The 25,934-nt window shown below is 38.4% G+C and carries 32 protein-coding genes, 2 tRNA genes, 1 pseudogene, 1 riboswitch and 1 other annotated feature; of the genes and pseudogenes, 31 read left to right on the top strand and 4 right to left on the bottom strand.

Annotation, left to right across the window (positions count from 1 at the left end):
• The first annotated feature begins 28 nt into the window (after window positions 1-28).
• Window positions 29-205: riboswitch (Lysine riboswitch) on the top strand.
• Between the two features lie 90 nt (window positions 206-295).
• Complete coding sequence (locus JFV29_RS20630) at window positions 296-1,528, top strand: aspartate kinase (protein WP_201186098.1); 1,233 nt, start codon at window positions 296-298, stop codon at window positions 1,526-1,528.
• A 62-nt stretch (window positions 1,529-1,590) separates the two neighbouring features.
• Here the strand turns inward: JFV29_RS20630 and JFV29_RS20625 are convergent, their stop codons facing one another.
• Window positions 1,591-2,049, bottom strand: a complete 459-nt coding sequence (locus tag JFV29_RS20625; RefSeq protein ID WP_201186096.1) for a YslB family protein — start codon at window positions 2,047-2,049, stop codon at window positions 1,591-1,593.
• Window positions 2,050-2,430: 381 nt separating this feature from the next.
• Between JFV29_RS20625 and JFV29_RS20620 the strand changes: the two genes are divergently transcribed.
• The 4 genes from JFV29_RS20620 to JFV29_RS20605 all read left to right on the top strand — a co-directional run bounded on the left by JFV29_RS20620 (window position 2,431) and on the right by JFV29_RS20605 (window position 6,595).
• The gene (locus JFV29_RS20620; protein ID WP_201186095.1) at window positions 2,431-3,039 is read left to right on the top strand and encodes a succinate dehydrogenase cytochrome b558 subunit; all 609 of its coding nucleotides are present in this window, start codon (window positions 2,431-2,433) and stop codon (window positions 3,037-3,039) included.
• A 70-nt stretch (window positions 3,040-3,109) separates the two neighbouring features.
• A complete protein-coding gene (gene sdhA, locus JFV29_RS20615) occupies window positions 3,110-4,861 on the top strand; it encodes a succinate dehydrogenase flavoprotein subunit (RefSeq protein ID WP_201186093.1) in 1,752 nt (583 codons plus the stop codon).
• A gap of 17 nt (window positions 4,862-4,878) precedes the next feature.
• Window positions 4,879-5,652: a succinate dehydrogenase iron-sulfur subunit gene (sdhB, locus tag JFV29_RS20610; protein WP_053347215.1), complete on the top strand. Its 774-nt coding sequence runs from the start codon at window positions 4,879-4,881 to the stop codon at window positions 5,650-5,652.
• A gap of 268 nt (window positions 5,653-5,920) precedes the next feature.
• A complete protein-coding gene (locus JFV29_RS20605; protein ID WP_242486926.1) occupies window positions 5,921-6,595 on the top strand; it encodes a hypothetical protein in 675 nt (224 codons plus the stop codon).
• Window positions 6,596-6,614: 19 nt separating this feature from the next.
• Here JFV29_RS20605 and arfA read toward each other — a convergent pair whose 3' ends face one another.
• Window positions 6,615-6,752 carry an alternative ribosome rescue factor ArfA gene (arfA, locus tag JFV29_RS20600; RefSeq protein WP_201186092.1) on the bottom strand — a complete coding sequence of 46 codons (138 nt, stop codon included), beginning with the start codon at window positions 6,750-6,752 and terminating at the stop codon, window positions 6,615-6,617.
• A gap of 382 nt (window positions 6,753-7,134) precedes the next feature.
• Here arfA and JFV29_RS20595 point away from each other — a divergent pair, with 382 nt between their 5' ends.
• On the top strand, window positions 7,135-8,115 hold the full coding sequence (locus JFV29_RS20595) for an HNH endonuclease signature motif containing protein (RefSeq protein WP_201186091.1): 981 nt from the start codon (window positions 7,135-7,137) through the stop codon (window positions 8,113-8,115).
• 23 nt (window positions 8,116-8,138) lie between these two features.
• Entirely contained in the window at window positions 8,139-8,687 is a 549-nt protein-coding gene (locus tag JFV29_RS20590; RefSeq protein WP_201186090.1) for an SMI1/KNR4 family protein, read from the top strand.
• Window positions 8,688-8,739: 52 nt separating this feature from the next.
• Here JFV29_RS20590 and JFV29_RS20585 read toward each other — a convergent pair whose 3' ends face one another.
• Window positions 8,740-8,934: a hypothetical protein gene (locus JFV29_RS20585; RefSeq protein ID WP_201186089.1), complete on the bottom strand. Its 195-nt coding sequence runs from the start codon at window positions 8,932-8,934 to the stop codon at window positions 8,740-8,742.
• A 595-nt stretch (window positions 8,935-9,529) separates the two neighbouring features.
• Between JFV29_RS20585 and JFV29_RS20580 the strand changes: the two genes are divergently transcribed.
• From JFV29_RS20580 to JFV29_RS20520, 14 genes are all read left to right on the top strand, one after another.
• The gene (locus JFV29_RS20580; protein WP_201186088.1) at window positions 9,530-9,994 is read left to right on the top strand and encodes an acyl-CoA thioesterase; all 465 of its coding nucleotides are present in this window, start codon (window positions 9,530-9,532) and stop codon (window positions 9,992-9,994) included.
• A gap of 122 nt (window positions 9,995-10,116) precedes the next feature.
• Complete coding sequence (locus JFV29_RS20575; protein ID WP_028392149.1) at window positions 10,117-10,341, top strand: helix-turn-helix domain-containing protein; 225 nt, start codon at window positions 10,117-10,119, stop codon at window positions 10,339-10,341.
• 226 nt (window positions 10,342-10,567) lie between these two features.
• Entirely contained in the window at window positions 10,568-11,011 is a 444-nt protein-coding gene (locus JFV29_RS20570; RefSeq protein ID WP_201186087.1) for a MarR family winged helix-turn-helix transcriptional regulator, read from the top strand.
• Between the two features lie 10 nt (window positions 11,012-11,021).
• Complete coding sequence (gene racE, locus JFV29_RS20565; protein ID WP_201186085.1) at window positions 11,022-11,825, top strand: glutamate racemase; 804 nt, start codon at window positions 11,022-11,024, stop codon at window positions 11,823-11,825.
• A 45-nt stretch (window positions 11,826-11,870) separates the two neighbouring features.
• Window positions 11,871-12,395, top strand: coding sequence for a dihydrofolate reductase family protein (locus JFV29_RS20560; protein ID WP_201186083.1), 525 nt, complete (start codon window positions 11,871-11,873; stop codon window positions 12,393-12,395).
• A 62-nt stretch (window positions 12,396-12,457) separates the two neighbouring features.
• Window positions 12,458-13,531, top strand: a complete 1,074-nt coding sequence (locus tag JFV29_RS20555; protein ID WP_201186080.1) for a GerMN domain-containing protein — start codon at window positions 12,458-12,460, stop codon at window positions 13,529-13,531.
• An 88-nt stretch (window positions 13,532-13,619) separates the two neighbouring features.
• Window positions 13,620-14,402: a ribonuclease PH gene (rph, locus tag JFV29_RS20550; protein ID WP_201186078.1), complete on the top strand. Its 783-nt coding sequence runs from the start codon at window positions 13,620-13,622 to the stop codon at window positions 14,400-14,402.
• Window positions 14,371-14,982: an XTP/dITP diphosphatase gene (locus JFV29_RS20545; RefSeq protein ID WP_053347203.1), complete on the top strand. Its 612-nt coding sequence runs from the start codon at window positions 14,371-14,373 to the stop codon at window positions 14,980-14,982. Before rph ends, JFV29_RS20545 begins: the two co-directional genes overlap by 32 nt.
• A 2-nt stretch (window positions 14,983-14,984) precedes the next feature.
• Window positions 14,985-15,497 carry a metallophosphoesterase family protein gene (locus JFV29_RS20540; RefSeq protein WP_201186076.1) on the top strand — a complete coding sequence of 171 codons (513 nt, stop codon included), beginning with the start codon at window positions 14,985-14,987 and terminating at the stop codon, window positions 15,495-15,497.
• Between the two features lie 176 nt (window positions 15,498-15,673).
• Window positions 15,674-15,747 (top strand) — tRNA-Arg (locus JFV29_RS20535).
• Window positions 15,748-15,880: 133 nt separating this feature from the next.
• The gene (locus JFV29_RS31220) at window positions 15,881-16,006 is read left to right on the top strand and encodes a hypothetical protein (RefSeq protein WP_274607070.1); all 126 of its coding nucleotides are present in this window, start codon (window positions 15,881-15,883) and stop codon (window positions 16,004-16,006) included.
• 329 nt (window positions 16,007-16,335) lie between these two features.
• Window positions 16,336-17,082, top strand: coding sequence for an alpha/beta fold hydrolase (locus JFV29_RS20530; RefSeq protein ID WP_201186074.1), 747 nt, complete (start codon window positions 16,336-16,338; stop codon window positions 17,080-17,082).
• Window positions 17,083-17,500: 418 nt separating this feature from the next.
• A tRNA-Arg gene (locus JFV29_RS20525) sits at window positions 17,501-17,574 on the top strand.
• Between the two features lie 387 nt (window positions 17,575-17,961).
• Window positions 17,962-18,162, top strand: a complete 201-nt coding sequence (locus JFV29_RS20520) for a hypothetical protein (RefSeq protein ID WP_201186072.1) — start codon at window positions 17,962-17,964, stop codon at window positions 18,160-18,162.
• A gap of 148 nt (window positions 18,163-18,310) precedes the next feature.
• Here the strand turns inward: JFV29_RS20520 and JFV29_RS30720 are convergent, their stop codons facing one another.
• The gene (locus JFV29_RS30720) at window positions 18,311-18,457 is read right to left on the bottom strand and encodes a hypothetical protein (RefSeq protein ID WP_446728271.1); all 147 of its coding nucleotides are present in this window, start codon (window positions 18,455-18,457) and stop codon (window positions 18,311-18,313) included.
• A 242-nt stretch (window positions 18,458-18,699) separates the two neighbouring features.
• On the opposite strand from JFV29_RS30720, the gene JFV29_RS20515 reads away from it, so the two are divergent.
• The 10 genes and pseudogenes from JFV29_RS20515 to ilvN all read left to right on the top strand — a co-directional run bounded on the left by JFV29_RS20515 (window position 18,700) and on the right by ilvN (window position 25,931).
• Window positions 18,700-19,455, top strand: a complete 756-nt coding sequence (locus JFV29_RS20515; protein ID WP_201186070.1) for a DUF2087 domain-containing protein — start codon at window positions 18,700-18,702, stop codon at window positions 19,453-19,455.
• A gap of 18 nt (window positions 19,456-19,473) precedes the next feature.
• Complete coding sequence (locus JFV29_RS20510; RefSeq protein ID WP_201186068.1) at window positions 19,474-19,830, top strand: GIY-YIG nuclease family protein; 357 nt, start codon at window positions 19,474-19,476, stop codon at window positions 19,828-19,830.
• A gap of 184 nt (window positions 19,831-20,014) precedes the next feature.
• Window positions 20,015-20,293, top strand: a complete 279-nt coding sequence (locus tag JFV29_RS20505; RefSeq protein ID WP_056529148.1) for a 2TM domain-containing protein — start codon at window positions 20,015-20,017, stop codon at window positions 20,291-20,293.
• Window positions 20,294-20,533: 240 nt separating this feature from the next.
• Entirely contained in the window at window positions 20,534-20,707 is a 174-nt protein-coding gene (locus JFV29_RS20500; RefSeq protein WP_162878664.1) for a hypothetical protein, read from the top strand.
• Between the two features lie 179 nt (window positions 20,708-20,886).
• Window positions 20,887-21,246, top strand: a complete 360-nt coding sequence (locus JFV29_RS20495; RefSeq protein WP_056529146.1) for a YidH family protein — start codon at window positions 20,887-20,889, stop codon at window positions 21,244-21,246.
• Window positions 21,247-21,411: 165 nt separating this feature from the next.
• Window positions 21,412-21,957 (top strand): annotated as a pseudogene (locus tag JFV29_RS20490) (sigma-70 family RNA polymerase sigma factor).
• Window positions 21,947-22,354 carry a PadR family transcriptional regulator gene (locus tag JFV29_RS20485; RefSeq protein ID WP_201186067.1) on the top strand — a complete coding sequence of 136 codons (408 nt, stop codon included), beginning with the start codon at window positions 21,947-21,949 and terminating at the stop codon, window positions 22,352-22,354. Before JFV29_RS20490 ends, JFV29_RS20485 begins: the two are co-directional and overlap by 11 nt.
• Before the next feature lie 151 nt (window positions 22,355-22,505).
• Entirely contained in the window at window positions 22,506-22,781 is a 276-nt protein-coding gene (locus JFV29_RS20480) for a GNAT family N-acetyltransferase (RefSeq protein ID WP_053347192.1), read from the top strand.
• 543 nt (window positions 22,782-23,324) lie between these two features.
• Window positions 23,325-23,583: a binding site (T-box leader), on the top strand.
• Between the two features lie 116 nt (window positions 23,584-23,699).
• Window positions 23,700-25,415, top strand: coding sequence for an acetolactate synthase large subunit (gene ilvB / locus JFV29_RS20475; protein WP_053347191.1), 1,716 nt, complete (start codon window positions 23,700-23,702; stop codon window positions 25,413-25,415).
• Window positions 25,416-25,418: 3 nt separating this feature from the next.
• A complete protein-coding gene (gene ilvN / locus JFV29_RS20470) occupies window positions 25,419-25,931 on the top strand; it encodes an acetolactate synthase small subunit (protein WP_053347190.1) in 513 nt (170 codons plus the stop codon).
• Window positions 25,932-25,934: the final 3 nt, after the last annotated feature.

Below are 25,934 nucleotides of genomic sequence, written 5' to 3'. Positions count from 1 at the left end.
GAAGGAATTTTCAACTAGACAACTTAAAAGTGCTGATAGAGGTGCGGAATTCAAGAGTAAAAACCTGGAGAAGTATGAGCTTCGATGAAAGGTTTTGAAAGGGGATAACGCCGAAGGAGGACAAGACTCATGCCTTGTTTTTCTGGTCTGACATTTAATAAATGGCGGATTGTCAGGGGGTATACCCTGGAGAGCTATCTCACTGTGTTTACTGTATTAAATACGTGATCACAGCAATGAGATATTTCTCATTGCTTTTTTTATTGCCTAAAAAAGATAAAGAGGGTGCATTAGGATGGCATTAATCGTTCAAAAATTTGGCGGGACATCCGTCGGTAGTGTCGAGAAAATCAAAAATGTTGCCAATCGAGTAATCGAGGAAGCAGAGAATGGGAATGAGGTAGTTGTCGTTGTTTCAGCTATGGGGAAAACAACAGATGAATTAGTTTACATGGCTCAAGATATTTCCAAAAATCCAAGCAAGAGGGAAATGGATATGTTATTGACGACTGGAGAGCAGGTCACGATTTCCCTGTTAACGATGGCTTTAATTGAAGCGGGGCGTGAAGCTATTTCTTTCACCGGCTGGCAGGCTGGCATGCAAACAGAATCCGTTCATGGGAATGCCCGGATTTTAAACATTGATGCTTCGAGAATTCAAGCTCAGCTTCAGGCAAAGAAAATTGTGGTCGTTGCAGGTTTCCAAGGGAATGATGCAAATGGAGAAATCACGACACTAGGGCGGGGCGGGTCTGATACGACTGCAGTGGCTATTGCTGCAGCATTAAATGCGGACCGATGTGATATTTATACCGATGTAACGGGTGTATTTACAACAGACCCACGTTACATAAAAGATGCTCGAAAACTGCAATCTATTTCTTACGATGAAATGCTAGAACTTGCCAATCTAGGGGCGGGTGTCCTTCATCCAAGAGCTGTTGAGTATGCGAAAAACCACCAGATTCCGCTTGAAGTCCGTTCGAGTATGGAGAAAGAAGCAGGAACTACCATTGAGGAGGAAGCAACTATGGAAGAAAATTTAATTGTACGCGGTATTGCTTTTGAAGACAGTATTACAAGGGTCACAGTGAATGGTTTGCCCCGATCACTAGGATCATTATCCACAATTTTCATGACACTTGCAAAAAACCGAATAAACGTTGACATTATTATCCAAAGCATGACAGCAGAGGATACAACAAACCTTTCTTTCTCCATAAAAAGTGAAGATACGGAAGCTGTTTTAAACGTGCTAGAAAAAAATAAAGACCAATTGGCATTCGATAGAATAGAAACGGAGGGCGGATTGGCCAAAGTGTCTATCGTCGGTTCAGGAATGGTATCTAATCCGGGAGTGGCTGCCGAAATGTTTGAAGTGATGGCTAACACAGGTATTCAAGTGAAAATGGTCAGCACATCTGAAATTAAAGTCTCAACTGTCGTCAATGAAAAGGAAATGGTGAAGGCAGTCGAAGCACTTCATGAAGCGTTTAAATTAGGACAGCATGCAAAAGTGCTTGTTTGATTGCTTGGAGTCTAATGAAAAACAGACTTCCGATAAAAAGGGTAAGTCTGTTTTTAGGCTCATTAGATTGGGTCTCTAGGATCCCATTGAATGGTAAATGTCACTTTTTTTGCACGGCGTTTGATTTCTTCTGTCGATTCACTTAAGAATTTTTTCTGCAGTGTAAACTGCTCGGCAAGGAAACCGGCTTCAAGTTGGAAGTGACAGTCAGGATGAAGATCTAAGCGACGGCTGATTATTTCACCTGTTAAGGATAATTCCATCTCGGTTTTCGAAAACTTTATGATTTCAAGATGGCCCCAGCCTGCATTTTGGAAAAATGCAACAACTTCCTGTTCGCCATTCAGTGGGAATTTTCTCGCTAATTGTTTACCTGCCCAATAGAGAATTTGATTAGAATCTTTTCCGAGAATATCGTTCAATAAAACTTCTCGGATTAATTCGTAGCCGAAAGCTGGAACATGAGATTCTTCTGTTTGAATTTCTTCTTCTTCTATCGCTGCAGCAATATTTTTTTTCATAGTTTATCGCCTCTTTCTGTAAATCTATTATAAACGTTTTTCTTTTGCAAATTATACTGTTTTTTTATTATTTCAATCGTAATTGGGAAAAAATGAGAAATTATTCCGGGATATTAATAGATTAATTACTAATTTCTCCAAGTTATAATCTTGACAATTAAAAATTATACAATTTTAACCAATAAAATCTATTCTGAAAAAGAGAATTCTTGTATCCGTTTTCTTGACGCACATAGAAGTCAGGAGTAAAATGGACATGTCACATAATTGTAAGAAAGTATAGGGATGTTTCAAACTCTATACTTTATTTTCACGCGGAGATAAAAGGTAGCCACCAGTTTATCTTTGCATGATTTTTCACAAATTAAGGGGGGGCACTTAGTGGCAAAAAATCGTGAGTTTGGGAATCGTAAACTTCATTCACTACTTGGAGTTATTCCGATCGGGCTGTTTTTGTTGGAGCATTTAGTTACCAACTATATGGCAACAAAGGGACCGGAATCATTTAATTCAGCAGCACATTTCTTAGAAAGCATACCGTTTCGTTATTTCTTGGAAATCTTCATCATTTTCTTACCTTTGATTTATCATGCAGTTTACGGGATTTATATCGCGTTTACTGCTAAAAATAATTTGGGTAGATTTGGATTTTTCCGGAATTGGATGTTCTTTTTACAACGTCTAAGCGGAATCATTACGTTGATTTTCCTAGTTTGGCATGTTTGGTCAACTAGAATTCAAGCAGCATTAGGTGCAGAGGTTGACTTTGACATGATGGCAGAGATTTTCTCTAATCCATTTATGATTGCATTTTATTTAGTTGGGGTCATTTCGACAATTTTCCACTTCTCTAATGGATTATGGTCATTTGCAGTGAGCTGGGGTCTAACAGTTTCACCTAAATCGCAAAAAATCATGACTTACGTTACTTTGATCGTTTTCGTTCTTCTTTCTTATGTAGGGGTTAGCGCAATTTTCGCTTTCGTATAAGAAGATAGAGTTTATTTATAAGTATTAGGAAAAACATAGCTTTGCTAATGGAAATAAGGGAGTGACAGAATTGGGTAAAGGTAAAATTATTATCGTTGGTGGAGGTCTAGCTGGTTTAATGGCTACGATCAAAGCAGCAGAGCTGGGACAACAGGTAGATTTATTTTCTTTAGTACCTGTTAAACGCTCTCACTCAGTTTGTGCCCAAGGCGGAATCAATGGGGCAGTAAATACAAAAGGTGAAGGGGATTCTCCATATATCCACTTTGATGATACAGTTTATGGCGGAGATTTCTTAGCTAACCAACCACCGGTTAAAGCGATGTGCGAAGCAGCACCATCGATTATCCATATGTTTGACCGTATGGGCGTAATGTTTAACCGTACTCCGGAAGGTCTTCTTGATTTCCGTCGTTTCGGTGGAACTCAACATAGCCGTACAGCATTTGCTGGTGCAACAACTGGTCAGCAATTACTTTACGCATTGGACGAGCAGGTTCGTCGCTATGAAGTAGAAGGCCTTGTAACGAAATATGAAGGCTGGGAATTCCTTGGAGCTGTTATCGATGACGACCAAACAGCACGCGGTATCGTAGCACAGAACTTGACTTCAATGGAAATCAAATCATTCCCTGGCGACGCTGTCATCATGGCGAGCGGTGGTCCTGGAATCATTTTCGGTAAATCAACTAACTCAATGATTAATACAGGTTCAGCAGCATCCATTGTTTATCAACAAGGTGTAAATTATGCAAATGGTGAATTCATTCAAATTCATCCAACTGCAATCCCTGGAGATGATAAGCTTCGTCTAATGAGTGAATCTGCTCGTGGTGAAGGTGGACGTATCTGGACATATAAAGACGGAAAACCTTGGTATTTCCTAGAAGAAAAATACCCTGCTTATGGTAACCTTGTACCTCGTGATATCGCGACTCGTGAAATCTTCGACGTATGTATGAACATGAAGCTTGGTATTAATGGAGAAAACATGGTTTACCTGGATCTTTCTCATAAAGACCCTAAAGAACTTGATATCAAACTTGGCGGAATCATTGAAATCTACGAGAAATTCATGGGTGAAGATCCTCGTAAAGTTCCAATGAAAATCTTCCCTGCAGTTCACTATTCTATGGGCGGACTTTGGGTAGATTATGACCAAATGACAAACATTAAAGGTTTATTTGCTGCAGGTGAGTGTGATTACTCTCAACATGGCGGTAACCGTTTAGGTGCGAATTCACTTCTTTCTGCAATCTATGGTGGTTCAGTTGCTGGACCGAATGCAGTTAAATATATTGAAGGCCTTGATAAAACTTCAGAGTCTATTCCTTCTTCATTGTTTGATGGTTACGAAAAACAACAACAAGAAAAATGGAATGATGTCATGTCTCTTGATGGTAATGAAAACGCGTATGTTCTACACAAAGAACTTGGTGAGTGGATGACACAGCATGTTACTGTAGTTCGTTACAATGACAAGTTGAAAGAAACTGATAACAAGATTCTTGAGTTGATGGAACGTTACAAGAAAATTAACATCAATGACACTGCTAAATGGAGCAACCAAGGAGCTGCCTTCACTAGACAGCTTCAAAACATGATGCAATTAGCACGTGTAATCACAATTGGTGCTTTAAACCGTGACGAAAGCCGCGGAGCTCATTACAAACCTGATTTCCCACAACGTAATGATGAGGAATTCATGAAAACAACAATGGCGACATTCAAAGGCTTGGATCAAGCGCCTGAATTCCATTATGAAGATATTGATGTATCACTTATCGCACCACGTAAACGTGATTACACTACGAAACATTAAAGAGGGGGAGCAAAAAAATGGTTGAAACTAAATCTGAGACTAAAACAGTCCGTTTTATAATCACTCGTCAAGATACACCGGATTCAGCTCCTTATGATGAGGAATTTGAATTAGCGTACCGTCCGAATATGAATGTAATTTCCGCTCTAATGGAAATTCGTCGTAATCCAGTAACAGTACAAGGCAAACACACTACAGCAATCGCTTGGGACATGAACTGTCTTGAAGAAGTATGTGGTGCTTGTTCAATGGTTATCAATGGTAAACCTAGACAATCTTGTACAGCTCTTATTGACCAATTAGAACAGCCGGTTCGTCTTGCTCCAATGCGTACTTTCCCTGTTGTTCGTGACCTTCAAGTCGACCGTAGCCGTATGTTCGACTCATTGAAAAAGGTAAAAGCTTGGATTCCAATCGATGGTACGTACAATCTTGGACCAGGACCACGTATGCCAGAAAAGAAACGTCAATGGGCTTACGAATTATCTAAATGTATGACTTGTGGTGTATGTTTAGAAGCTTGTCCGAACGTAAACAGCAATTCAGACTTCATGGGACCACAACCATTATCACAAGTTCGTTTATTCAATGCACATCCAACTGGTGCAATGAACAAAGCTGAACGTTTAAATACAATTATGTCTGATGGGGGCCTTGCAAACTGCGGTAACTCACAAAACTGTGTGCAGTCTTGCCCTAAAGGAATTCCTTTGACTACATCGATTGCAGCATTAAACCGTGATACTACTATTCAACAATTCCGTAACTTCTTCGGAAGCGACGAAGTTTAATAACTAGAAAAGAACCTGTATCTTAGGATATAGGTTCTTTTTTTGTCTAAAAAAGTGTGAACAGCTTCACATCTAAAGCCTACGGAAAGAAAGGTGAGAAATAACGGATTTTAATGGTGGGGATATTATCTTTATATTGTTTTTTCTGGGGTTCTCTTTATTAAAGACTTATTAATTGTGTTATTTATCCGTTTATATAAATACAGAAAAACAAACTTCTAGTATAGAAAACAAGCCTAACGATATGCTGGAGGTTCGTCAGTCTGAAATGAACGAGAACGAATGTGAAACAGAGGTATACGGAATCATTCATGTAACAATCCCTCAGGATATCTCCAATAACATCTACACAAATACCTTGCTACTACATCCATCTCCAGAATATTCTATGAGTGTTTTAGATATTCAATACAAGAACCAAAACGGAGAATGGCGCCGTATTGAAACTTATCCAACTAAACAGGTCAATAATGCGGAAGTTCCAGTGGAGATAACAGAAGCAGGGAAGTTAGTATTCCCTTTCCCTAAGAGAGAGATCACAGAACTGCAGATTAAAGTGAAGCAACCTTACTGGTTCCGTCATGACAATAAAAGAGTTTTTATGTATGGATTCCAAGATATTATTGTGGAGTACCGAGAGTATTCACAAGATACAGCAGAGTTTGTTACGAAGTTATCATTAGAGGGGACAGATCGTCGCTTCACTAATGTAGGTTCACCAAACATAACAACACCGGTTGGTTGTCCTACATTTAACGATTACACTGCCAAACACGAATTGTACTTTGATGAAGGACTAACAGAGAAGTTTGATTTCTCAACTGATATCTTTCAACCGCTGCAAGTTGTTTACGTTAAAACAATATTAAAGACAGCTGGGGATCAGGTACCCATTCTACGTGAAATTGAATTATCTTACCGCCATGAAGATATAATCGAATAGGAAAAGAAAAAGAGCATCCTCAACAGGATTGCTCTTTTTTTCGGTTATAAGAACCTTTACCTTTTTTGTTTTTAATAACACGAGTGGAGGGATCAAAGCTCCAAGTCATTCTACTATTAGTCATTTCACCAATTCGTTTATTTTTTGTTTTACTCATAAGATACCCGCTTTCATATATTAGTAGAAATGAAAAAGACAGCCGGGGGTGGCTGCCTTCTTCGATGTGTGAGGGAGGAAAATAAAATGTCGAACTAAGGTAAAGGTAGGTTTAATCAAGTTGGATTCACGGGAGGTGTGAAGGTAAAACTTGTGAGGTAACTTACTTTATTAATAAAATCTTTTAGTCTTCAGAACGTCAATTCTATACTTTACCTTTTATTTATACGAATTTTTTCTAAGACATTCTACGAAATCAAACAAATTCCTGCATAAAAACTCACTTTTTGTTTGGTATATTTTAGCGGAATAAAAGGGAATTAGTTACATTTTTAGAATATATACAAAGTTAGAAAATATTTACAAAAAGGAGTATGATTAAGTTGAAGAAGTTCACAGGAGTTTTGTTAGCATTTATTTTTGTTTTAAGTACGTTCTTTCCACTTGTAGGTGGAGATAGTGCTAGTGCTGCCACTATCAGTAGTAAAGGATTTGTTGTATCCAACCCAGAAGTAGTTACGAAGAAAGAGTATGAAGACCTTGCAGTAGATAAGAAAGGTGCAACGAGAAGCTTAAGTGCTAAAGAATCTCGTGAATTTCAAAAATTAGTAGAGAAAGAGTATTTTAAAAATCAGAAGAAAAATACCATATATACAAAAAAGGGGCAGTCTAATTTAAATAGTAAAGGAATGACAGCTAAAGCTAAAGCACCTGTTAATTTCTTGAGGGTAGAACACTTAACAGTATTTGACGCTACCAAAAAAACTATTACCATTTCATCTAAAATTGTAGAGATGACCGGGAAAAAACCAAGTACCGTATGGACAGGTTCAAAACTTTATGCTGGTACAGGCTTATATGGTAAATATACTCAAGTAATCAAATATGATACGAAGTGGCAAGGTGCAGATATAAAAATTGGTAAAAAAACATCTAAGACTTACAATAATAAAACTACGCATTTTTACCAAACCTATTCAAGAACTACGGCGGGATGGACAGGTAGTGGCACAAAAACTAGTGATGGAGCAACAGAAGAGGTATTAGTTAATAAAAAGACAGTTACTTATCCTGAAATATACAATTCACACAATAGAACGACTATGTGGACTCCGACAAAAGCTAATATAGCGGTAGTACCAGAAGAAAAACGAACTAAGAGAGATACTAAACTTAAGGATAAATTCATGCCATGGTATATTAAAACATATGGAGATCCAAATTGGGGACCAAAATGGCCTAATGCTGATATACATCATGAATTACCATTAAAATATGGCGGAACGAATGCGATGTCTAATTTATTTCCGTTGCCAAGAGATCTCCATCAAAAAACAGTTAATCCTTGGTGGGCTTCCTATTAATTGATATTGGAGGGATTAGTGAAGTGAGTCATTTTGTACAAAGTACATTGTCCGGATTAAAGAAATTGTTGGATAACAAAGACCAAATGAAGTCAGTAGCAGAGGAAGGGGAAGTCTATAGCGTTTCGTGTTCTTTTAACGCTCCAATAAAGACAACTGAAGTTGAAAAGTTTGAAAGTGAACAAGGTATCAAGCTTCCTGAAGACTACAAGGCGTTCTTGACACTCCATAATGGGGCAAGAATATATGAATCAGTCAATGACGACGGTGTTAACATAGGGGGCGGTCTTCATTTTTTTAACTTAGATGAAATAAAAGAAACTCAAGAAGTTGAATATATAAGTGAACATGGGATTCCTATCGCACACCTATTGGAAGACTGTTATCTAATATTAGATATAGAAAAACTAAAGGGTGGGGATCCAAATTACCTTAACATTTTGGAATTTACAGATATAAAAACTCTAAACCTTAACTTTGAAATCTTCTTAGACCGCTACATTATTTCACAAGGTGTACCGTTTTGGAGCTGGCCTATATACACAGCTGAAAACTACTATAGAACTAGATAAAATAAATAAAAGAGCGATTGCTAATTGAATGCAGTCGCTCTTTTTTCGAATATTATTTCGAATCGATTTCAAGTATCACTGTTTGTTTATTGTCGTTTTTGTTTGTTTGATAAATATCCTCTGCGATATCGTTATATTCAGACCCTTCTTTAGATGCCTTTACATTCGAAGTTTTTACATTCGATTGAGAAGAACAACCAATTAGCATTAAGCTAGCAAGTAAAATGACAACAAATATTCTAATCATGTTTACAGCTCCTTATTTGTTTGTTAAAAGCATAACATGGAAAGACATCACTTTTGTGTCGTATTTTGAAAGAGTAGGGGACAAATATTAAAAATCCACTCTATCAACATAATATCAATTTTGTTGAAAGAGTAAGGTGATTATATATACGGCCCATAAAAATGACACAAATGTGTTGTCTATGAACCGGATACGTATTATTTTTCTAATTGAAATTTTGTAAATGGAATCATATCATCGATATCCTAAATTTCACTCAGTACACTGAATTGATTGGATTCATCTGGACGACTGTGATACCAAACTATCTCATTTGCAGATCTAGGTTCTATCTGATATAGATGTTCATCGTGGTTGTAATAGATGTTAACGATAGTCTTATTAACAAAATCAGCTGTGCATTCTTTTACGATATCGTGATCGGTCAATCCGGGATCTAATACAATAAAGCTATTATTTGGGTGTATGTATGCTTCAACAATTAAGTGGTCGAATCCATCAAATTTACAGGATAAGAATATAAAATCCTTTCCATTATCTATTTTTTCTTATAAAATGAGTGAATAGTCATTCATTTTATAAGGGGGTGCACAGATTGAACAGAATATCATATATCGATAATATAGAAGAATGGGGCAGCGACTTTTCTTTTAAACATGAAATTAAGGTCCGTTTTTCGGAAACGGATATGTTCGGTCATTTGAATAATACGGTTCCATTTACCTATTTTGAGGAAGCACGAATTGAGTATTTTAATAGCATGGGTTTTATGAAGGATTGGACTTCGGATGGAAGCAATGAGATACCGGTTGTTGCCGATTTACAGTGTGATTATATCCAGCAGGTTTTTTTTAACGATCAATTGATGATCTATGTAAAAGCGGCCCGTGTCGGGAATTCTTCTGTGGACATTCATTACATGGGAACCAAGCAAGATGGTTCGGTTTGCTTGACGGGTAGAGGAACTATTGTCCAAGTCTCTAAAACCACTGGGAATCCGATTCCTTGGCCGGAAGAGATGAAGGAACGTATGGCGCGAACAAAAGTCAAACATTCTTAAATAAAATTTCAATTAGACAAGTAAAAGAGTCACTCCCTTGCCCCAGCTGACATACTATATCTTGACTAAATAGACACCCACTCCGGGTTTTATGCTGGTGAAGGCAAGGAGGGTAACATTACTTGAAGGAGAACGAATTCACTCATAAGCCACTACTCACCAAAAGAGAAAAAGAAGTATTTGAGTTACTAGTACAAGATAAAACAACAAAAGAAATCGCAGGTGAATTGTTTATTAGCGAAAAAACAGTTCGAAACCATATTTCAAATGCGATGCAGAAGCTTGGAGTCAAAGGACGTTCGCAGGCAGTTATAGAACTCCTTCGTATGGGAGAACTTAAGCTTTAATGTGTTGACTCATTAATACGTAAGCCTTATATATTTTTTCTCTCCCATTCATTGGCAGCATATAAGGAAGTCTGAGATAATTTCTCATGGTGTTGACTTCTTTAGATGCTGCTTATTTTAATGGAGGGGGTTTCATTATATCCTTTAGATAATCTATCTTGAAATTTATTTCACTTTCCCCCAAAATGGTAGTATGATAAGTTTCATGAAGTGGGGAGCTGGGTGTATGGGTGAAGAGAATCAGGCTGCACATGTGGTCGAGATCGAAAGGGAATTGCGCTATGTTTCGTCATGGCTTAAGCAAAGGGGACGGGAAATTCTTAGTGATTATAAAATTACTATTCCTCAGTTTCTGGCCTTGCAATGGCTTTTTGAAGGGGGCGACATGACGATTGGCGAATTGTCAACGAAGATGTTTCTTGCCTTTAGCACAACGACGGAACTGATTGACCGCATGGAGAAACATCAGCTTGTTCAGCGCGTCAAGGATGAGAAAGACCGGCGTGTGGTTCGCATTCACCTTCTTGAAGAAGGCGAACGGATTATCGAAGAAGTGATCAACAAACGGCAGCAGTACTTGAGTGGCGTTTTAGTCAATTTCAGCGAATCCGATATCGTTTCCCTAAGTGGGACTTTAGCAAAACTACATCAAGAAATGAAAGAAAAATGAGGCGAGATTTTTGAAACAACCAATAGGAATCATTGATTCGGGGGTAGGTGGTTTGACAGTGGCTAAAGAAGTCATGCGCCAGCTACCAAATGAAAATATAATTTACTTGGGCGATACCGCAAGATGCCCTTATGGACCAAGGTCGAAAAAAGATGTCCAAACCTTCACTTGGCAAATGACAAGGTTCTTATTGAAGAAGGATATTAAAATGTTAATCATTGCCTGCAATACTGCGACTGCAGCGGTGCTCGATGAAATTAGAGCGATACTTCCGATTCCTGTATTGGGTGTTATTCATCCAGGGGCAAGGGCGGCATTGAAGGTTTCTAATTCTCTACATATTGGAGTAATTGGCACAGAAGGTACAGTGAAAAGCAAGGCCTATGACGACGCTCTGGCCTCCATCAATTCGGATGTGAAAGTGGATAGTTTAGCTTGTCCAAAATTTGTCCCCATCGTAGAAAGCGGAGAGTTTCAAGGGAAAATCGTGAATAGGGTTGTGGCTCAAACTTTAAACCCGTTAAAGAAAACGAAAATCGATACATTAATCCTTGGCTGTACCCATTATCCGCTGTTAGGGCCTGTAATCTCAGAGTATATGGGAGATAAAGTACAAGTCATTTCCTCTGGGGAAGAGACAGCCCGTGAGGCAAGCGTTATTTTGGATTACTATCGATTAATCAATAAAAGCAAGCAGCGTCCGGTTCATCGTTTTTACACAACTGGTTCAAGAGATATGTTTGGGTCAATCGCATCGAGTTGGCTCGGCATTCATATCAATGCAATAGAAACAATTAAAATTGACCACCTATAAGACTTCCATTTGGAGGTCTTTTTTTTGTAGAAAGGAGCAAAAAAAATGGTATCACAAAAGCATATCGTTATGTATATAGCTACAAGCATGGATGGACATATAGCAAGAGAGAATGGAAGCATAGATTGGCTTGAAGAGACAGAAGGTGCAGGGGATAATGGATACGGCGATTTCTTTAAAAATATTGATACGGTGATCATGGGAAACAAAACGTATCAACAGATTCATACACTAGCAGAAGAATTTCCTTATCAAGATAAGACCTGCTACGTCTTTTCTAGAAGTGCGAAAGGTAAAGACGAGCATGTGGAATTTGTAAATGAAGATGTGGGAGATTTCATCGGAAATCTAAAGGGTGACTCAAGGATTTGGCTAGTCGGTGGTGCGGAGTTAGTTAGTGAGTTCATGAGAAAACAGCTGGTGGATGAAATGATTCTTTCTATTATTCCTACAGTATTAGGTAAAGGGATTTCTTTGTTTCAAGCAGGAAATCCTGAAGTCAAATTAAAGCTGACTAACATACAACAGTACGGCCAGATTGCTCAGCTGCATGATCAGAGAGAAAAATAATTGGTCTATTTTCCCTTAGGGCTCGTATAAATAGGAGTACAAACTGTCCTAGGAGTGATTTTATGTCCAATAAATCAAAAGTAACAATGGCTGTGACCATTCTGGCATCTTCTTTTTTTCTTTCCGGATGTGGATTATTTGGGGGTGAAGAGAAAAAGGAGATTGACCCGCCTAAGGATGTTTCATTAGTCGAGGATGAATCTTCATTAAAAGAGTCCAACGGGGAGCAAAAGCCGGCAACAGATGGGGAAGAGACTGCTGGTGAAACAGCAACAGTGAAGACCGAGTTGTATTTAATTGATAAAAGTGGATATGTGGTTCCACAGACAATGGAACTTCCGAAATCGGAAGCCGTCGCAAAACAGGCCCTTGACTACCTCGTGGATAATGGACCAGTTACAGATAAGCTTCCCAATGGGTTTAGAGCGGTTATTCCTGCCGATACTCAAATAAGTGTAAACATAAAAGAAGGAGTGGCTGTGGCTGACTTTTCACCGGAGTTCAAAAATTATCAAAAAGAAGATGAACTCAAAATTCTTCAAGCTATTACATGGACACTAACTCAATTCGACTCGGTTGATAAAATCCAAATGAGGATCAATGGGGAAGATATTACGGAAATGCCAGTCAATGGCACGCCGATAGATGAAAATATCTCACGGTCTTCCGGAATCAATATTGATACGAGTGACGTGGTAGATATTTCGAATACGAAAGCGTTGACTGTCTATTACATTGGCGGGGACGAGGAGTACACCTATTATGTACCGGTAACACGCCGTATTAGCGAGACGGTGTCCGATAATGTAACAGCAGTTATTGAGGAATTAACGAAGAGTCCTTCTGGAACAAACCTGCAAACGGGCTTCATGAGTGATGTGGCCTTACTTGATCAGCCGAAAATGGCAGAAGGAAAGGTTACCCTCAATTTTAACGAAAACATTCTTGGTAGTTTTAAAGAGAAAAAGGTTTCTCAAGATGTTCTTGATGCATTAGTTTTATCTTTGACGGAGCAAAAGGGAATTGAAAGTGTTGAAGTACAGGTGCAAGGCAGTGCAGATATTCTTAACGAAGAAGGAAAGAAATTATCAGAACCTGTGGTCCGTCCAGAAAAAGTGAACACAGGTAGTTTTTAAAGAAACGATTTTGTATACTATAGATATAACACAATGAGGCAGCCTTTCGCTGCCTCTTATTCTTTTTTTGAAAATAGGGGGATACAAAATGCGCGTTGACGGCAGGCTGAATACTGAATTAAGGACGATACAGATCCAAAAAGATTATTTGAAGCATCCTGAAGGTTCGGTATTAATTACAGTCGGTGACACAAAGGTCATCTGTACCGCAAGTGTTGATGAGCGGGTTCCGCCGTTCATGCGCGGTAAAAAGAAAGGCTGGATAAATGCGGAGTATTCGATGCTTCCGCGAGCAACCAATCAACGGACAATCAGGGAATCGGCAAAAGGGAAAATAACAGGGCGCACGATGGAAATTCAGAGGCTAATTGGACGGTCACTGCGGGCAGTGGTCGATTTAGAGGCGCTAGGTGAGAAAACGATCTGGATTGATTGTGATGTTATTCAGGCAGATGGCGGCACTCGGACAGCTTCAATTACGGGCGCATTCGTCGCGTTGGCTCTTGCTTTAAATAGGCTGGATGAAGAGGGGAAACTGGCGGTATTTCCGTTGAAAAATTATCTAGCAGCAACAAGTGTCGGGATTATTGAAGAAGCAGGAGTTGTGTTAGACTTGAATTATCAGGAAGATTCAGCAGCCCTTGTGGATATGAATATCATCATGACAGGCAGTGGTGAATTTGTCGAATTGCAGGGCACAGGGGAAGAGGCAACTTTTACATATAACGAGTTACAGCAATTACTTTCAATAGCTCAAGAAGGACTTCAAACCTTATTCGAGGTGCAAAAAGAAGCACTTGGAGTTATTGCCGATAAAATACAAAAGGGTGAGGCAAAGTATGAAGACAGTAATTATTGCAACAAAAAATAAAGGAAAAGCCAAGGAATTCGAAAGTCTATTCTCAGCAAAAGGATATGAAGTCAAAACACTTCTTGACGTACCGGACGCACCGGATGTGGAGGAAACAGGAACGACTTTTGAAGAAAATGCAATTCTTAAAGCAGAAGCCATTGCCCATCAACTAGGTCACTTCGTGATAGCTGATGACTCCGGTTTGATTGTCGATGCATTAGATGGGCGTCCTGGTGTATACTCTGCGCGCTATGCTGGCGAGTCAAAGAGTGATGAAGCGAACACGAAAAAAGTTCTGCAGGAACTAGAGGGTGTACCAGAAGCGGAAAGAACAGCAAGATTTTATTGCGCCTTAGCGTTAGCGTCACCAAATCAGGAAACAATCACCGTTTCTGGGACGATGGAAGGCTTGATTACCGAACAGCCTTCAGGAACGAATGGATTTGGATATGACCCAGTCTTTTTTGTTAAAGAGCAGGGGAAAACAAATGCTGAGCTGACAAAAGAGGAAAAAAACCAAATCAGCCACCGTGCTCATGCATTGAAGGCTTTGGATGAAAAACTGGGTCAATTTCTAAAAAGGGAAGAAGGAATGTGACGATGAAAGTGCTAATAATGAGTGACAGTCATGGCTTAACTCATGAAATCAGCATGATAACCGACCGTCATAAAGAAGAAGTTGCTACTATGATTCATTGCGGTGATTCAGAGCTAGAAAGCAAAGACCCTCTCATGAAGGGCTTTTTAGCGGTACGGGGGAACTGTGATTATGATGCCACATATCCAGATGACGCTGTTGAAGACATTGGAGGCAAGCGCTTTTTCTTAACCCACGGACATCTGTATAACATTAAGATGACTTTAATGAATTTGTCTTATAAAAGTGAAGAAATCGGTGCTGATATTATTTGCTTCGGTCACTCCCACGCCGCTGGTTCCGAGTTGATTGACGGCAAGCTCTTCATCAATCCAGGAAGCATACGCCAGCCACGCGGACGAAAAGAGAAAACATATGCCATTTTGGATATTGGAAGTGACCAACTTGAAATCATCTATTATGATCTTGAAGGAAAAATCGTTGAGGAGCTAAGTAGGTCTTATCGAATCGACTAACTTAATGTATAATAATCAGGAAGCGTTTTTCCCCGCTTCCTGGCTTATAAAAAAGAAAAAACTTTTTTATGAAAAACCGTTGACTTTCTTTTGATATCCTACTATAATAAGAAGTGTCCTAAGGGAACAGTTAAGGTAATACATACATAAGTTTTACCGCAACTTATATCATAAATGTCTCAGTAGCTCAGCTGGATAGAGCAACGCCCTTCTAAGGCGTCGGTCGGGAGTTCGAATCTCTCCTGGGACACTAACAAAGTGGCTTTAAAGCCCGATACGAAAACCTTCTATATCGTTTAGTGAAACGGTCAGTATAACGGTCATGTAAGAAATTACACCGTATATCGACTTATCCTACTAACGATATAGGAGGTTTTTTTCGTATGACCAAAAGAAAAGGATTATTAGATGTTGAAGTAGACGTAAGGGGACTATTGGAGGAAATACCTGTTTCTAGTTCTATTGCTTCTAAATCAAGGGCGTTCCAATATATTTTTTTCATATATTAGCACCAAAAAAGGTGTAAATGATCGAAAATGTTACTTTGTTTTTGGGAATGAGTTTTGATTCTATGAATAGACATAAATAAGTTGTTTTTTTATTAAAGGGATTAATAGCCCCATAAACGCCCGTTTATGGGGCTGGTTTTTTTGAAGTAACGTGTAGTACAGATGAAGATATTTTCTTTATTTTTGTTCCGCAATCGGGCAATATTCTAGAATAAGGAAGGAAATTAAAAGGTGCTTCTTGAATTGTAAGTTAAGCCAGAAAAAGGCAGGATTATTAAGAAAGATAACATATTTTTAATTATTAAATCGTAATGGGTGGAGGGATTTCAATGGATTTGTATTACGAAGTTAATGGAAATGGTCATCCTGTGGTTCTCCTCACTGGTGGTGCTGATGTACGGAACTGGACATTTGTCGCATCTCTTTTAGCGAAACACTACAAGGTCGTTGCTTTTGACGGACGTGGGACCGGGAAATCACCGACCCCTTTAGAAGATGTCAACCAGGTTGAAGATTTGCTGTCGCTGCTTAATCATCTAGAAATCAATCAGGCGACACTCATCGGTCACTCAATGGGTGGCCAAATTGCCACTGAATTCGCTCTGAATTATCCTGAAAGGGTTTCAAAACTTGTTTTGCTTGCGCCTGGATTATCTGGGTTTAGCTATTCAAAGGAATTTGAAGAGAGAATGAAGACGATTCATGAAGCTGCCCCCGATATCGATAAGATGATTGAGCTTTTGCTCAGTGATCCATCCTATCGTGTTGTAACAATGAGTCCTCACCGGAATTTGATGGTTCAAATGCTCCGGCACCATATGAACCGAATGTTTGAATGGCCGGCTGTTAAATTGATTTGGCCGCAACCACCGGCCATCGAAAGATTAGGAGAATTGACGGCCCAAACATTATTGATAATCGGTAAGGAGGATTCACCCGATAACCTTCGTGTTGCCAATTACTTTCGAAAGCACTCAGACGCTCGAATCATAGAAATTCCAGGTGCTGACCATATGGTCAATTTCACCCATCCCGAGAAGCTGTATCGTCAAATTACTGGTTTTATGAAGGAATGAAAAGTTTACTATGCCAAAGACTCCGGAAAACCATTCGTCAGTTTTGTAACTTATCTAACTAAAATAAACAGGATGACATTGCTTTCTCTAGCTGCTTTTTATAACATTGGTTGGTCATCATGAATTAATAAGTTATATATGATAAAAGAAGAGAACGCTTATAACAAAGTGTTCTCCTTTTGTTGATTATTATGATCACTTCGAATTGTTCGATAGAGTGTATTCTGCATTTTTTTACTGCAAGCTTCATTCAAATACCATGATAAATTTTGAATTAATGTAGGGTATTCTATAACTCTTCAAAAATTATTATTACTAGTATTGCAATGAGTATTATACTAGGTTATAATAAAAATCACGATTACGGTCTAAGTTAGAAAAATGACCGTTATTCTGAACTGAAGAAAAATAGCGATATGTCTCAGTAGCTCAGCTGGATAGAGCAACGCCCTTCTAAGGCGTCGGTCGGGAGTTCGAATCTCTCCTGGGACACTAAGAAAAACAGCCAAAACCTTTTTAAGGTTTTGGCTGTTTTTTTTTTATCGGGATAGTTAAAATGATTGATTGGGGGGATTCCTTATTTTCGGTATTAATATTATTATTATGTATGTTCATAGTCCGTTGCATTGTCGTAGGTTTTTTTCGTTTTAGGGCAAGTGAGCAAGGGTTAATATCTAGTGATTGTATGAACTCCATTTTTACCTTGGGAAAAATCAGAGGGAGAATAATTAGGTTTCTAATTACAAGAATGAATGTCTATCGATTTGTGATTCTAGAACTATTCATGTTCGTATTCCTTCAAGGGAAGTTTTTTATTTCTATTTATCGCAGGTAGATTATCTTTTGTGTCGAATTTGTAATAAATAAGGAGTTGTTTAGATGAATAAAGATAAATTATTTAAGTTCATTCAAACTTCCACTCGGGGGAATTTCTTTTCAGTAGAGATAGCCGAAGATGGAACTAAGGTAGTCCAATTAGCCAAGGAATTAGAAGAGGAGGGAAGAATTAAGTTAAGAGCGTGCACGAAAAAAGAACAAGGTGTTTATCTGGAAGGAATACTTAAGTTTGTGCCTAACTAATACTTATTCTTCTTTATCGAATCAAAGGATTTATACTAAATTCAACCAATTTCATATTATTATTTGAAAAAAAGCATCCAACTAGTTGGATGCTTTTTGACTTGGTACATAGTTTAAGGGGAATAATTTATTAATAATTTCACAATTTTTAATAATTACCGTCTTTCGTCGCAACGCCATTCGTAAAGTCAACATTCAACGTATATTCGTCGACAAGAGATGATTCTTTTGTAAGAAAATCCGCTGTTGGTGGCCTCCGCTTATCAAAGAGCGTCCAATGCACTCCGTAAATAATCAGACAATCAGTAATAAACTCCCATTAACCCATCTACTCAAAAACTTCTTAAAAGCTCTCTCTTTACCCAAAACTATATGTTCCCAAAGTCTACCCCCTTTTGTGAAAATGCAACGAAACTAATGTGGAAAATGAATAAATACGATATAAAAATGTCTAATTCACAAAAAATGTTGACATAATATAAACAAATTAATATTATGTTTATTATATTATAAACTTTATAAGGAAGTGTTTGTTTTATGCAGGATGCAGAAATGTTTTGGAGTGCATCGCATGATGAGCTAAAACAGGGGTATATCGAAGAAGAGAATCAGTTTATTTGTTTGCTGTGCGGAAATACAGTTCAAAAAGGGATAGTGTATCCAATAGATGGGACTCTTTATGAAGCAGAAAGGTATATGCGTATTCATATCGAAAATGCACATCAATCGGTGTTCGAATACTTGATTGATCTCGATAAGAAACTAACAGGTCTCACAGATCATCAGAATCGCCTTCTTCGTCTTTTTTATCAAGGGAAAAACGATGCTGAGGTGCAAGAGGAAATGGGAATTGGAAGTTCTTCTACTATTCGGAACCATCGCTTTGTATTAAAAGAGAAAGAGCGTCAAGCTAAGTTATTTTTGGCCATGATGGAACTTTTAAAAGATAAAGATAAACATGCGCCTGCTTTTGTTCCTCTTCATCAAAAAGCAAGGATGGTGGATGATCGTTATAATGTTACGCAGGATGAAAAAGAGGTCATATTGAAAAAATTCTTTTCACAAGGTAGTCAGGCTGCTTTGAGTACTTTTCCACCAAAGGAAAAACAAAGGTTTATTGTTCTTCAAGAAATTTCGAAGCGTTTTAAAAATGACCAGAAATATAGTGAAAAAGAAATCAATCAAATATTGGAAGCGGCCTATCATGACTATGTTCTTTTGAGAAGGTATTTAATAGAATATGGATTCTTGGATAGAAAGCCTGATGGAAGCCAATATTGGCTGAAGAAATGACGAATGGAGGCAATGAAGATGGATCGAAAAAAAGAATTAAAGCAATTATATAAGGAAACAAAAGTTGAAGCGGGAGTTTACCAAATAAAAAACACGATAAATAATAAAGTATTTATAGGAAGCACCAGGAATCTAAAGACATTAAAGGGTAAACAATTTGAATTGGAAATGGGAACAAGTACTAATAAAATGCTGCAAGATGAGTGGAATCAATATGGGAAAGAAGTCTTTTCTTTTGATGTGCTAGAGGTTCTAAAACCGAAAGAAACAGGATATTTTGATGCCAAACGCGAACTGAAAAAACTTGAGGAAGCATGGTTGGAAAAAATACAGCCATATGAAGAAAGAGGATACAATAGGGTAAAATCCAGCTGACTTTTTAGAAGTGTATCTAAGTTTACAAAGATAGCAGTTAAACAATCTTCGATTATTAACCGAATTCCCGGCATTCCATCATAGGATGCACATCGTCTCCTTTTTGTAATAAAAATTGGGTAAATAAGGTATTATCGATGTGGAGAATAATATATTTAAGTGTTTACGATAAGGGGGCGAGGGAATGGAAAATGAAGATAAATATTTAAGAGCGAAAAAGCGGGTGGAAAACCTTAAGGCATTCTACATTCATCTAACGGTGTATTTCTTGGTTAATGCTATGCTTTTTGTTATGAACCTAATAACGGATACTAGTTATTGGTGGTTCCTCTATCCACTTGGAGGATGGGGAATTGGAGTTCTGGTACACGGTATAACAACTTTTGCAGATGGTAACTTCGGATCAGAATGGGAAGAAAGAAAGATAAAGGAATTCATGGAAAAGGATAAAAAGGATGTCTGACAAAATATGAATACGTTCAATTTAAGGAACCAGCTATGGTTCCTTTTTTAGTATAGAGAGACTCTTAGTTCTAGTTAATTTTAAATAAACCCTTTAGAAAGATAATTATAAGCTCGTACTTGTTGTAAGTTTTTAAATGGTTTAAGCTATTATTATGGGAATAAGACAGAGTAGTTTTTGCAATAGATGGTGAGACCCTTAGAGGAGCTTCACTAAATAATTAATTTTTAGGAGTTGCGCATGAAAAAATTGGGATGGATTATAACAGGAATAGGGGCTTTTTTCGCACTGGGTGCCTTGCTTTATCCTTTGAATGTTATTGATAAAACACTATGTATTTATTTATTACTTGGTGGTGCGGGGCTTATGTTTGTCGGATCTATGTTTAGAGCCTTTTCGCTCCTTAAGAGATAAAACAATAAATAAAAAGGTTGGTATACCAAGGGGGATTTAGGAATAATCGAGGTCTCTGGTGTATCAGTCTGTTTATAGTAAAAGGGTATATGATTTTCTTTATTAGCTCCAGTGTCAATGTGAAAAAGCAATCACTGTGATATGATTTATTCATAAAACATTCAAGCTAAGGTGATGATATGGAAAAAAATCAATTAAAGTATGCACAGCAGCATTTGGCCAATGAACGCACCTTTTTGGCATGGATCAGAACGGTGATTGCGATTGTAGGGGTTGGTTTTTTAACCACGAGTTTGCATTTTACGATCGGCAAGTATCGGGACGACCGGATTGATTTGATTAGTATTGTGTTGGGGATGTTTACTTGTACTTTGGGTTTGGTAATTACTGTATTGGCGACTTTCGGTTATTTGCAGAAGAAGCGACAAATTAACGAGGAGACGTTCAGGCCCTCTAGTGCGCAGGTAATTCTCATTGCGGTCTTTATGGTGATTATGTTATTGATGATTATTTTATATTTTCTTTTTATAAAATTTTAACATTCTGTCCTATCCAGTATAGGGCAGTTTTTTTAGTTTCTTCCTATCATATACATATCCTTACATGTATATGGAAAGAATCCTTCCATTGATTATAAAGGGTAAATTAAGAAAACTTTAACCTGTTGACAATCGTCTATAAATTAGAAAGAAAGGATGAGGGTTATGGAGGAGTTATTTACAGAATATCTGGAGGCTGGTGAAGAAGATATATGGTTGGATGAGATTATGACTGTATACGGTCAGGATATTCTTCAGCTTGTGTACTCATATGTGAAAAATCTCACTATTGCCGAAGACTTAACGCAGGAGATTTTTGTGAAGTGTTATAAAGCATTGCCTACATATAAGAAGCAATCAAAGTTGTGAACATGGCTATGGAAGATTGCCATAAATCACTGTAAGGATTATTTGAAAAGCTGGTACCATCGGAACATCGAATATACCGTGGATGAGCGGGTGGAGCCACAGGCAACGGTGAGTGTGGAAGAAACTATTCTTAAGCTTGATGAGGATCAAATGCTTTCTCATACCGTGATGAATCTGCCGATAAAATACAGGGAAGTGATTTATTTATTTTATTTTCAAGAGTTATCGATAAAAGAAATTTCCGAAATGACGGGAATCAGCCAAGGTACAATAAAAACCCGGATGCGGAGGGCGAAAGCGATGCTAAAAGAGAAGCTGGAGGGGTATAACGATGGAAGATAAATTGAATAAGCTCAACCGTGCAATGAAAAGAACTGTTTTTGCTGTTGTAAAGTTTACTGACAAACAAAAGACGGCTATTAAACAGCGACTTGTTCAGGCAAAGGAAAGTGATGAGGAAGTAATGATCGCCATTTTTCGAATTCTTCAGGAGGAACAAAGCGGTTATCAGATTATGTCATCCTTAATAAGGCGGGGCATTGAAAAATTCACCGAGCAGGAGGGAATTTTGTATACGATGCTGCATGACTTGGAACGGAGGGGTTTCATTGAGGCCAAATGGGAACAGACGGAGAAGAAATCATACCGCCTTAGTAATAAAGGGCGCCGAATGCTCGCAAAGTCAGAATCTAAACAAAATGCAGGCTCATACATCTTACAAACGGTTTTAGAGGGGTGAAAATGGTGGGTAGTTCAATTTTGGCATTGTGTTAAGTGTTTATCGAAAAAAAGATGTAATTTGGACGGTTCAATCTTAATTTAGTTTTAAATATTTGTTTAATTTTCATTTTGTGAGATATGATAAAGGGATATAAAAGGAGGTCATCAAAATGGTGGATATCCAAAAAGGTGAAGGTTCTTTTTTTGTCGCGGAATCTGGCGAGAAATTGGCGGAAATTACGTTCTATAAATCAGGTGATAATGAAATCACGGTGGACCATACTGTTGTGTCTGACAAGCTTCGCGGGCAGAAGGTAGGTAATTCTCTTGTTGAAAAGGTGATTGAGTTTGCACGTGAAGAAAAACTAAAAGTCGTTCCGGTATGTACATTCGTTCAAAAACAATTTGAAAAAAATGCCGATTACGAGGATGTTTTAGCCAAATAATTAAAGGGCTGATACGAGGAGGATGAACATGATTATTCATCCATTATCCTATGTATTCAGCCTTTTTCTATGTATTTATACTAATAAACTAAAAACAGATGTTATGATGTGAAATTGGATTTTATGCTGTCTTGCGTACGAGATGTAAGTATTTATATATCAGGTTTTTTAGTTCGGTCATTTTGGGTAAAACAAAAAAGCAGTAATCGCCTTTCAGAAAAAACATAATTTACAGGAAGAAGGGATATTGGGTAAAGTTCGCGGAATAAGTTATTTGCTTTTATGAAGGTCCTTGAGAAAAATCTTTAAATTGATTTGTAATTTGAAAATATAGAATATTTAACATTTTTCTAAATAAATAAATACAATTTATTTATTTAGAGAATGGGATAATAGTAGGTATGTAAGCGTATACAGTAAAACTTGCAATTTAGAATTATCAAAAAATTCTTTAAAAACCTGTTGACTAGTACCCGAAATACAAGTAAGATAATCACAAATACAAGACATCAAACATAAGCGTTTCTAAAAATATGAATTATGCGAAAAGCATTGAAGAGGATAAGTAGTCTTTTTACAAGGCATTCACAGAGAGCCGGGTTGCTGAGAACCGGTATTGTCCCGAAAGATGAACTCACCTTGGAGTTTCGGCTTGAACGTCAGACTAGTAGAGCTGAACGGGTGCGTACCAGTACCCGTTACCAAAACAGAGAATAGTGTAGACTATTCAAAGTGCGCATGGAAGTTCGTGCGAAAAAGGGTGGTACCGTGGAGTGGCTTATCAAGCCTTTTCACCCCTTTAACTTGCAGAGTGCAAGTACATTTGGGGTGGGAAGGCTTTTTTGTATGCTAAAAAAGCAGAAAATTCCGAATTTTAAGAAAAAATATCAAGTGAGAAAGTGGAGGAGGTCTTTACGTATGACACAAAAAGCAGTAGTGGCTGATCGGAAAGGTGGAAAGACACAATATAGTGGTGCCGAATTCCTGATGGATGCATTGAAAAAGGAAAATGTTGAAGTCATTTTTGGTTATCCGGGTGGTTCTGTATTGCCGATTTATGACAAGCTATACAGTTCAGAGCTTTTTCATATTTTGACAAGACATGAGCAAGGCGCAATCCATGCAGCAGAAGGATACGCCAGGATTACCGGCAAGCCGGGGGTGGTCATAGTCACATCTGGTCCAGGAGCAACAAACATTGTTACCGGTTTAGCGGATGCAATGATTGACTCTTTACCACTTGTTGTTATTTCAGGTCAGGTTGCTACTAGTGTAATTGGTACAGATGCTTTCCAAGAAGCTGATGTACTAGGGATTACAACCCCAATTACAAAACACAACTATCAAGTAAGAAAGCCGGAAGACCTCCCACGTATTATAAAAGAAGCTTTTTATATCGCTTCAAGCGGCCGACCGGGTCCGGTTTTGATCGATATTCCGAAAGATATGGCCATTTTAGAAGGAGTATCAACGGATGATGAGCCTGTAATGGATCTCCCTGGTTATCAGCCGACGACGAAGCCAAATTATTTGCAAATTAGAAAGCTCGTTGAAGCGGTAAGTGGAGCGAAAAGACCGGTCATTCTTGCTGGGGCAGGTGTCCTGCATGCAAAGGCATCCCATCTATTAAAGGAATACGTCGAGCAGCAAGGGATTCCAGTTGTTCACACTCTACTTGGTCTTGGCGGCTTTCCGGCTGACCATCCGCTTTTTATCGGAATGGGCGGTATGCATGGCTGTTTTGCAGCAAATATGGCGTTATCAAAATGTGATCTATTAATCAATATCGGTGCCAGATTCGATGACCGATTGACTGGGAATTTAGCAAAATTCGCACAGCATGCAACGGTTGCCCATATCGATATTGATCCAGCAGAAATCGGTAAAAATGTACCAACAAAGATTCCGGTAGTCGGCAGTGCGAAAGAAGCCCTAACCGAGTTGATTGGGCAAAGTGGTAAAATGCCGGATATTAAAGAATGGACCACACAGCTGACTAAATGGAATGAAGAATTCCCCTTGCGTTATACACAGGAAGAAGGCGTGCTGAAACCTCAGCGAGTCATCCAAATGCTTCATGAAAAAACGAATGGAGAAGCCATTGTTACGACGGATGTTGGACAGCATCAAATGTGGGCAGCGCAATACTATCCGTTTAACAAACCAAATTCTTGGGTCACTTCCGGTGGACTTGGCACGATGGGCTTTGGATTACCTTCCGCACTCGGGGCGCAACTAGCAGATCCGAAAGCGACAGTACTTTCAATATCCGGAGATGGTGGCTTCCAGATGTGCCTTCAGGAACTTTCGGTTATTGCTGAAATGAATTTACCAATCAAAATTATCATCGTCAATAATGGAGCACTTGGAATGGTAAGACAATGGCAGGAACTCTTTCATGATAACCGTTTTTCACACAGCATTTTCCAATCGCACCCTGATTTCGTGAAATTGGCTGATGCTTATGGAATTCCGGGATTCAAAGTAACTACGGAAGAAGAAGCAAGCAACTGCCTCGATGAAGCGCTAGCAATTGATGGACCGGTATTAATTGATTTCCGTGTTAAACAAAAAGAAAATGTCTTTCCGATGGTAGCGCAAGGAAAAGGGCTTGATGAAATGGAAGGAGTTTAATCAATGAAGGGAATTCTTAGCCTCACCGTGAACAACAGGCCAGGCGTCCTTAATAGGATTACGAACCTGTTCACAAAAAGGAACTATAACATTGAAAGCATGACTGTCGGACCATCCGAACAGGAAGGTATATCAAGGATGACCTTCGTGGTCGATGTTGATGACGAAAACGTCATTGAACAAATCACAAAGCAATTAAACAAGCAGATTGATGTTTTAAAAGTATATGATATTACGAATCAATCGATTGTGGCCAGGGAGCTGGCACTCATTAAAATATTAGTGAGTACCCAGACCCGTGCTGAAATTTATTCAGTCATTGAACCTTTCCGAGCATCTGTAATAGATGTGAGTAAAGATAGTCTGACGGTTCAAATCACTGGGGAGTCAGACAAAATTGAAGCTTTTATTGAACTAATCAAACCTTATGGCATCAAGGAATTGGCAAGGACAGGGACAGCTGCATTCCCACGTGGAATGCAATTAGCACATGCAAAAAGTGCAACAATCGTTTAAAGA

Origin of the sequence: Peribacillus sp. TH16 (assembly GCF_016651095.1) — a bacterium.
GTDB classification, from domain to species: domain Bacteria; phylum Bacillota; class Bacilli; order Bacillales; family DSM-1321; genus Peribacillus; species Peribacillus butanolivorans.
The sequence above is the reverse complement of the archived record's forward strand: the minus strand, read 5'-3'. Positions and strand labels throughout refer to the sequence as shown.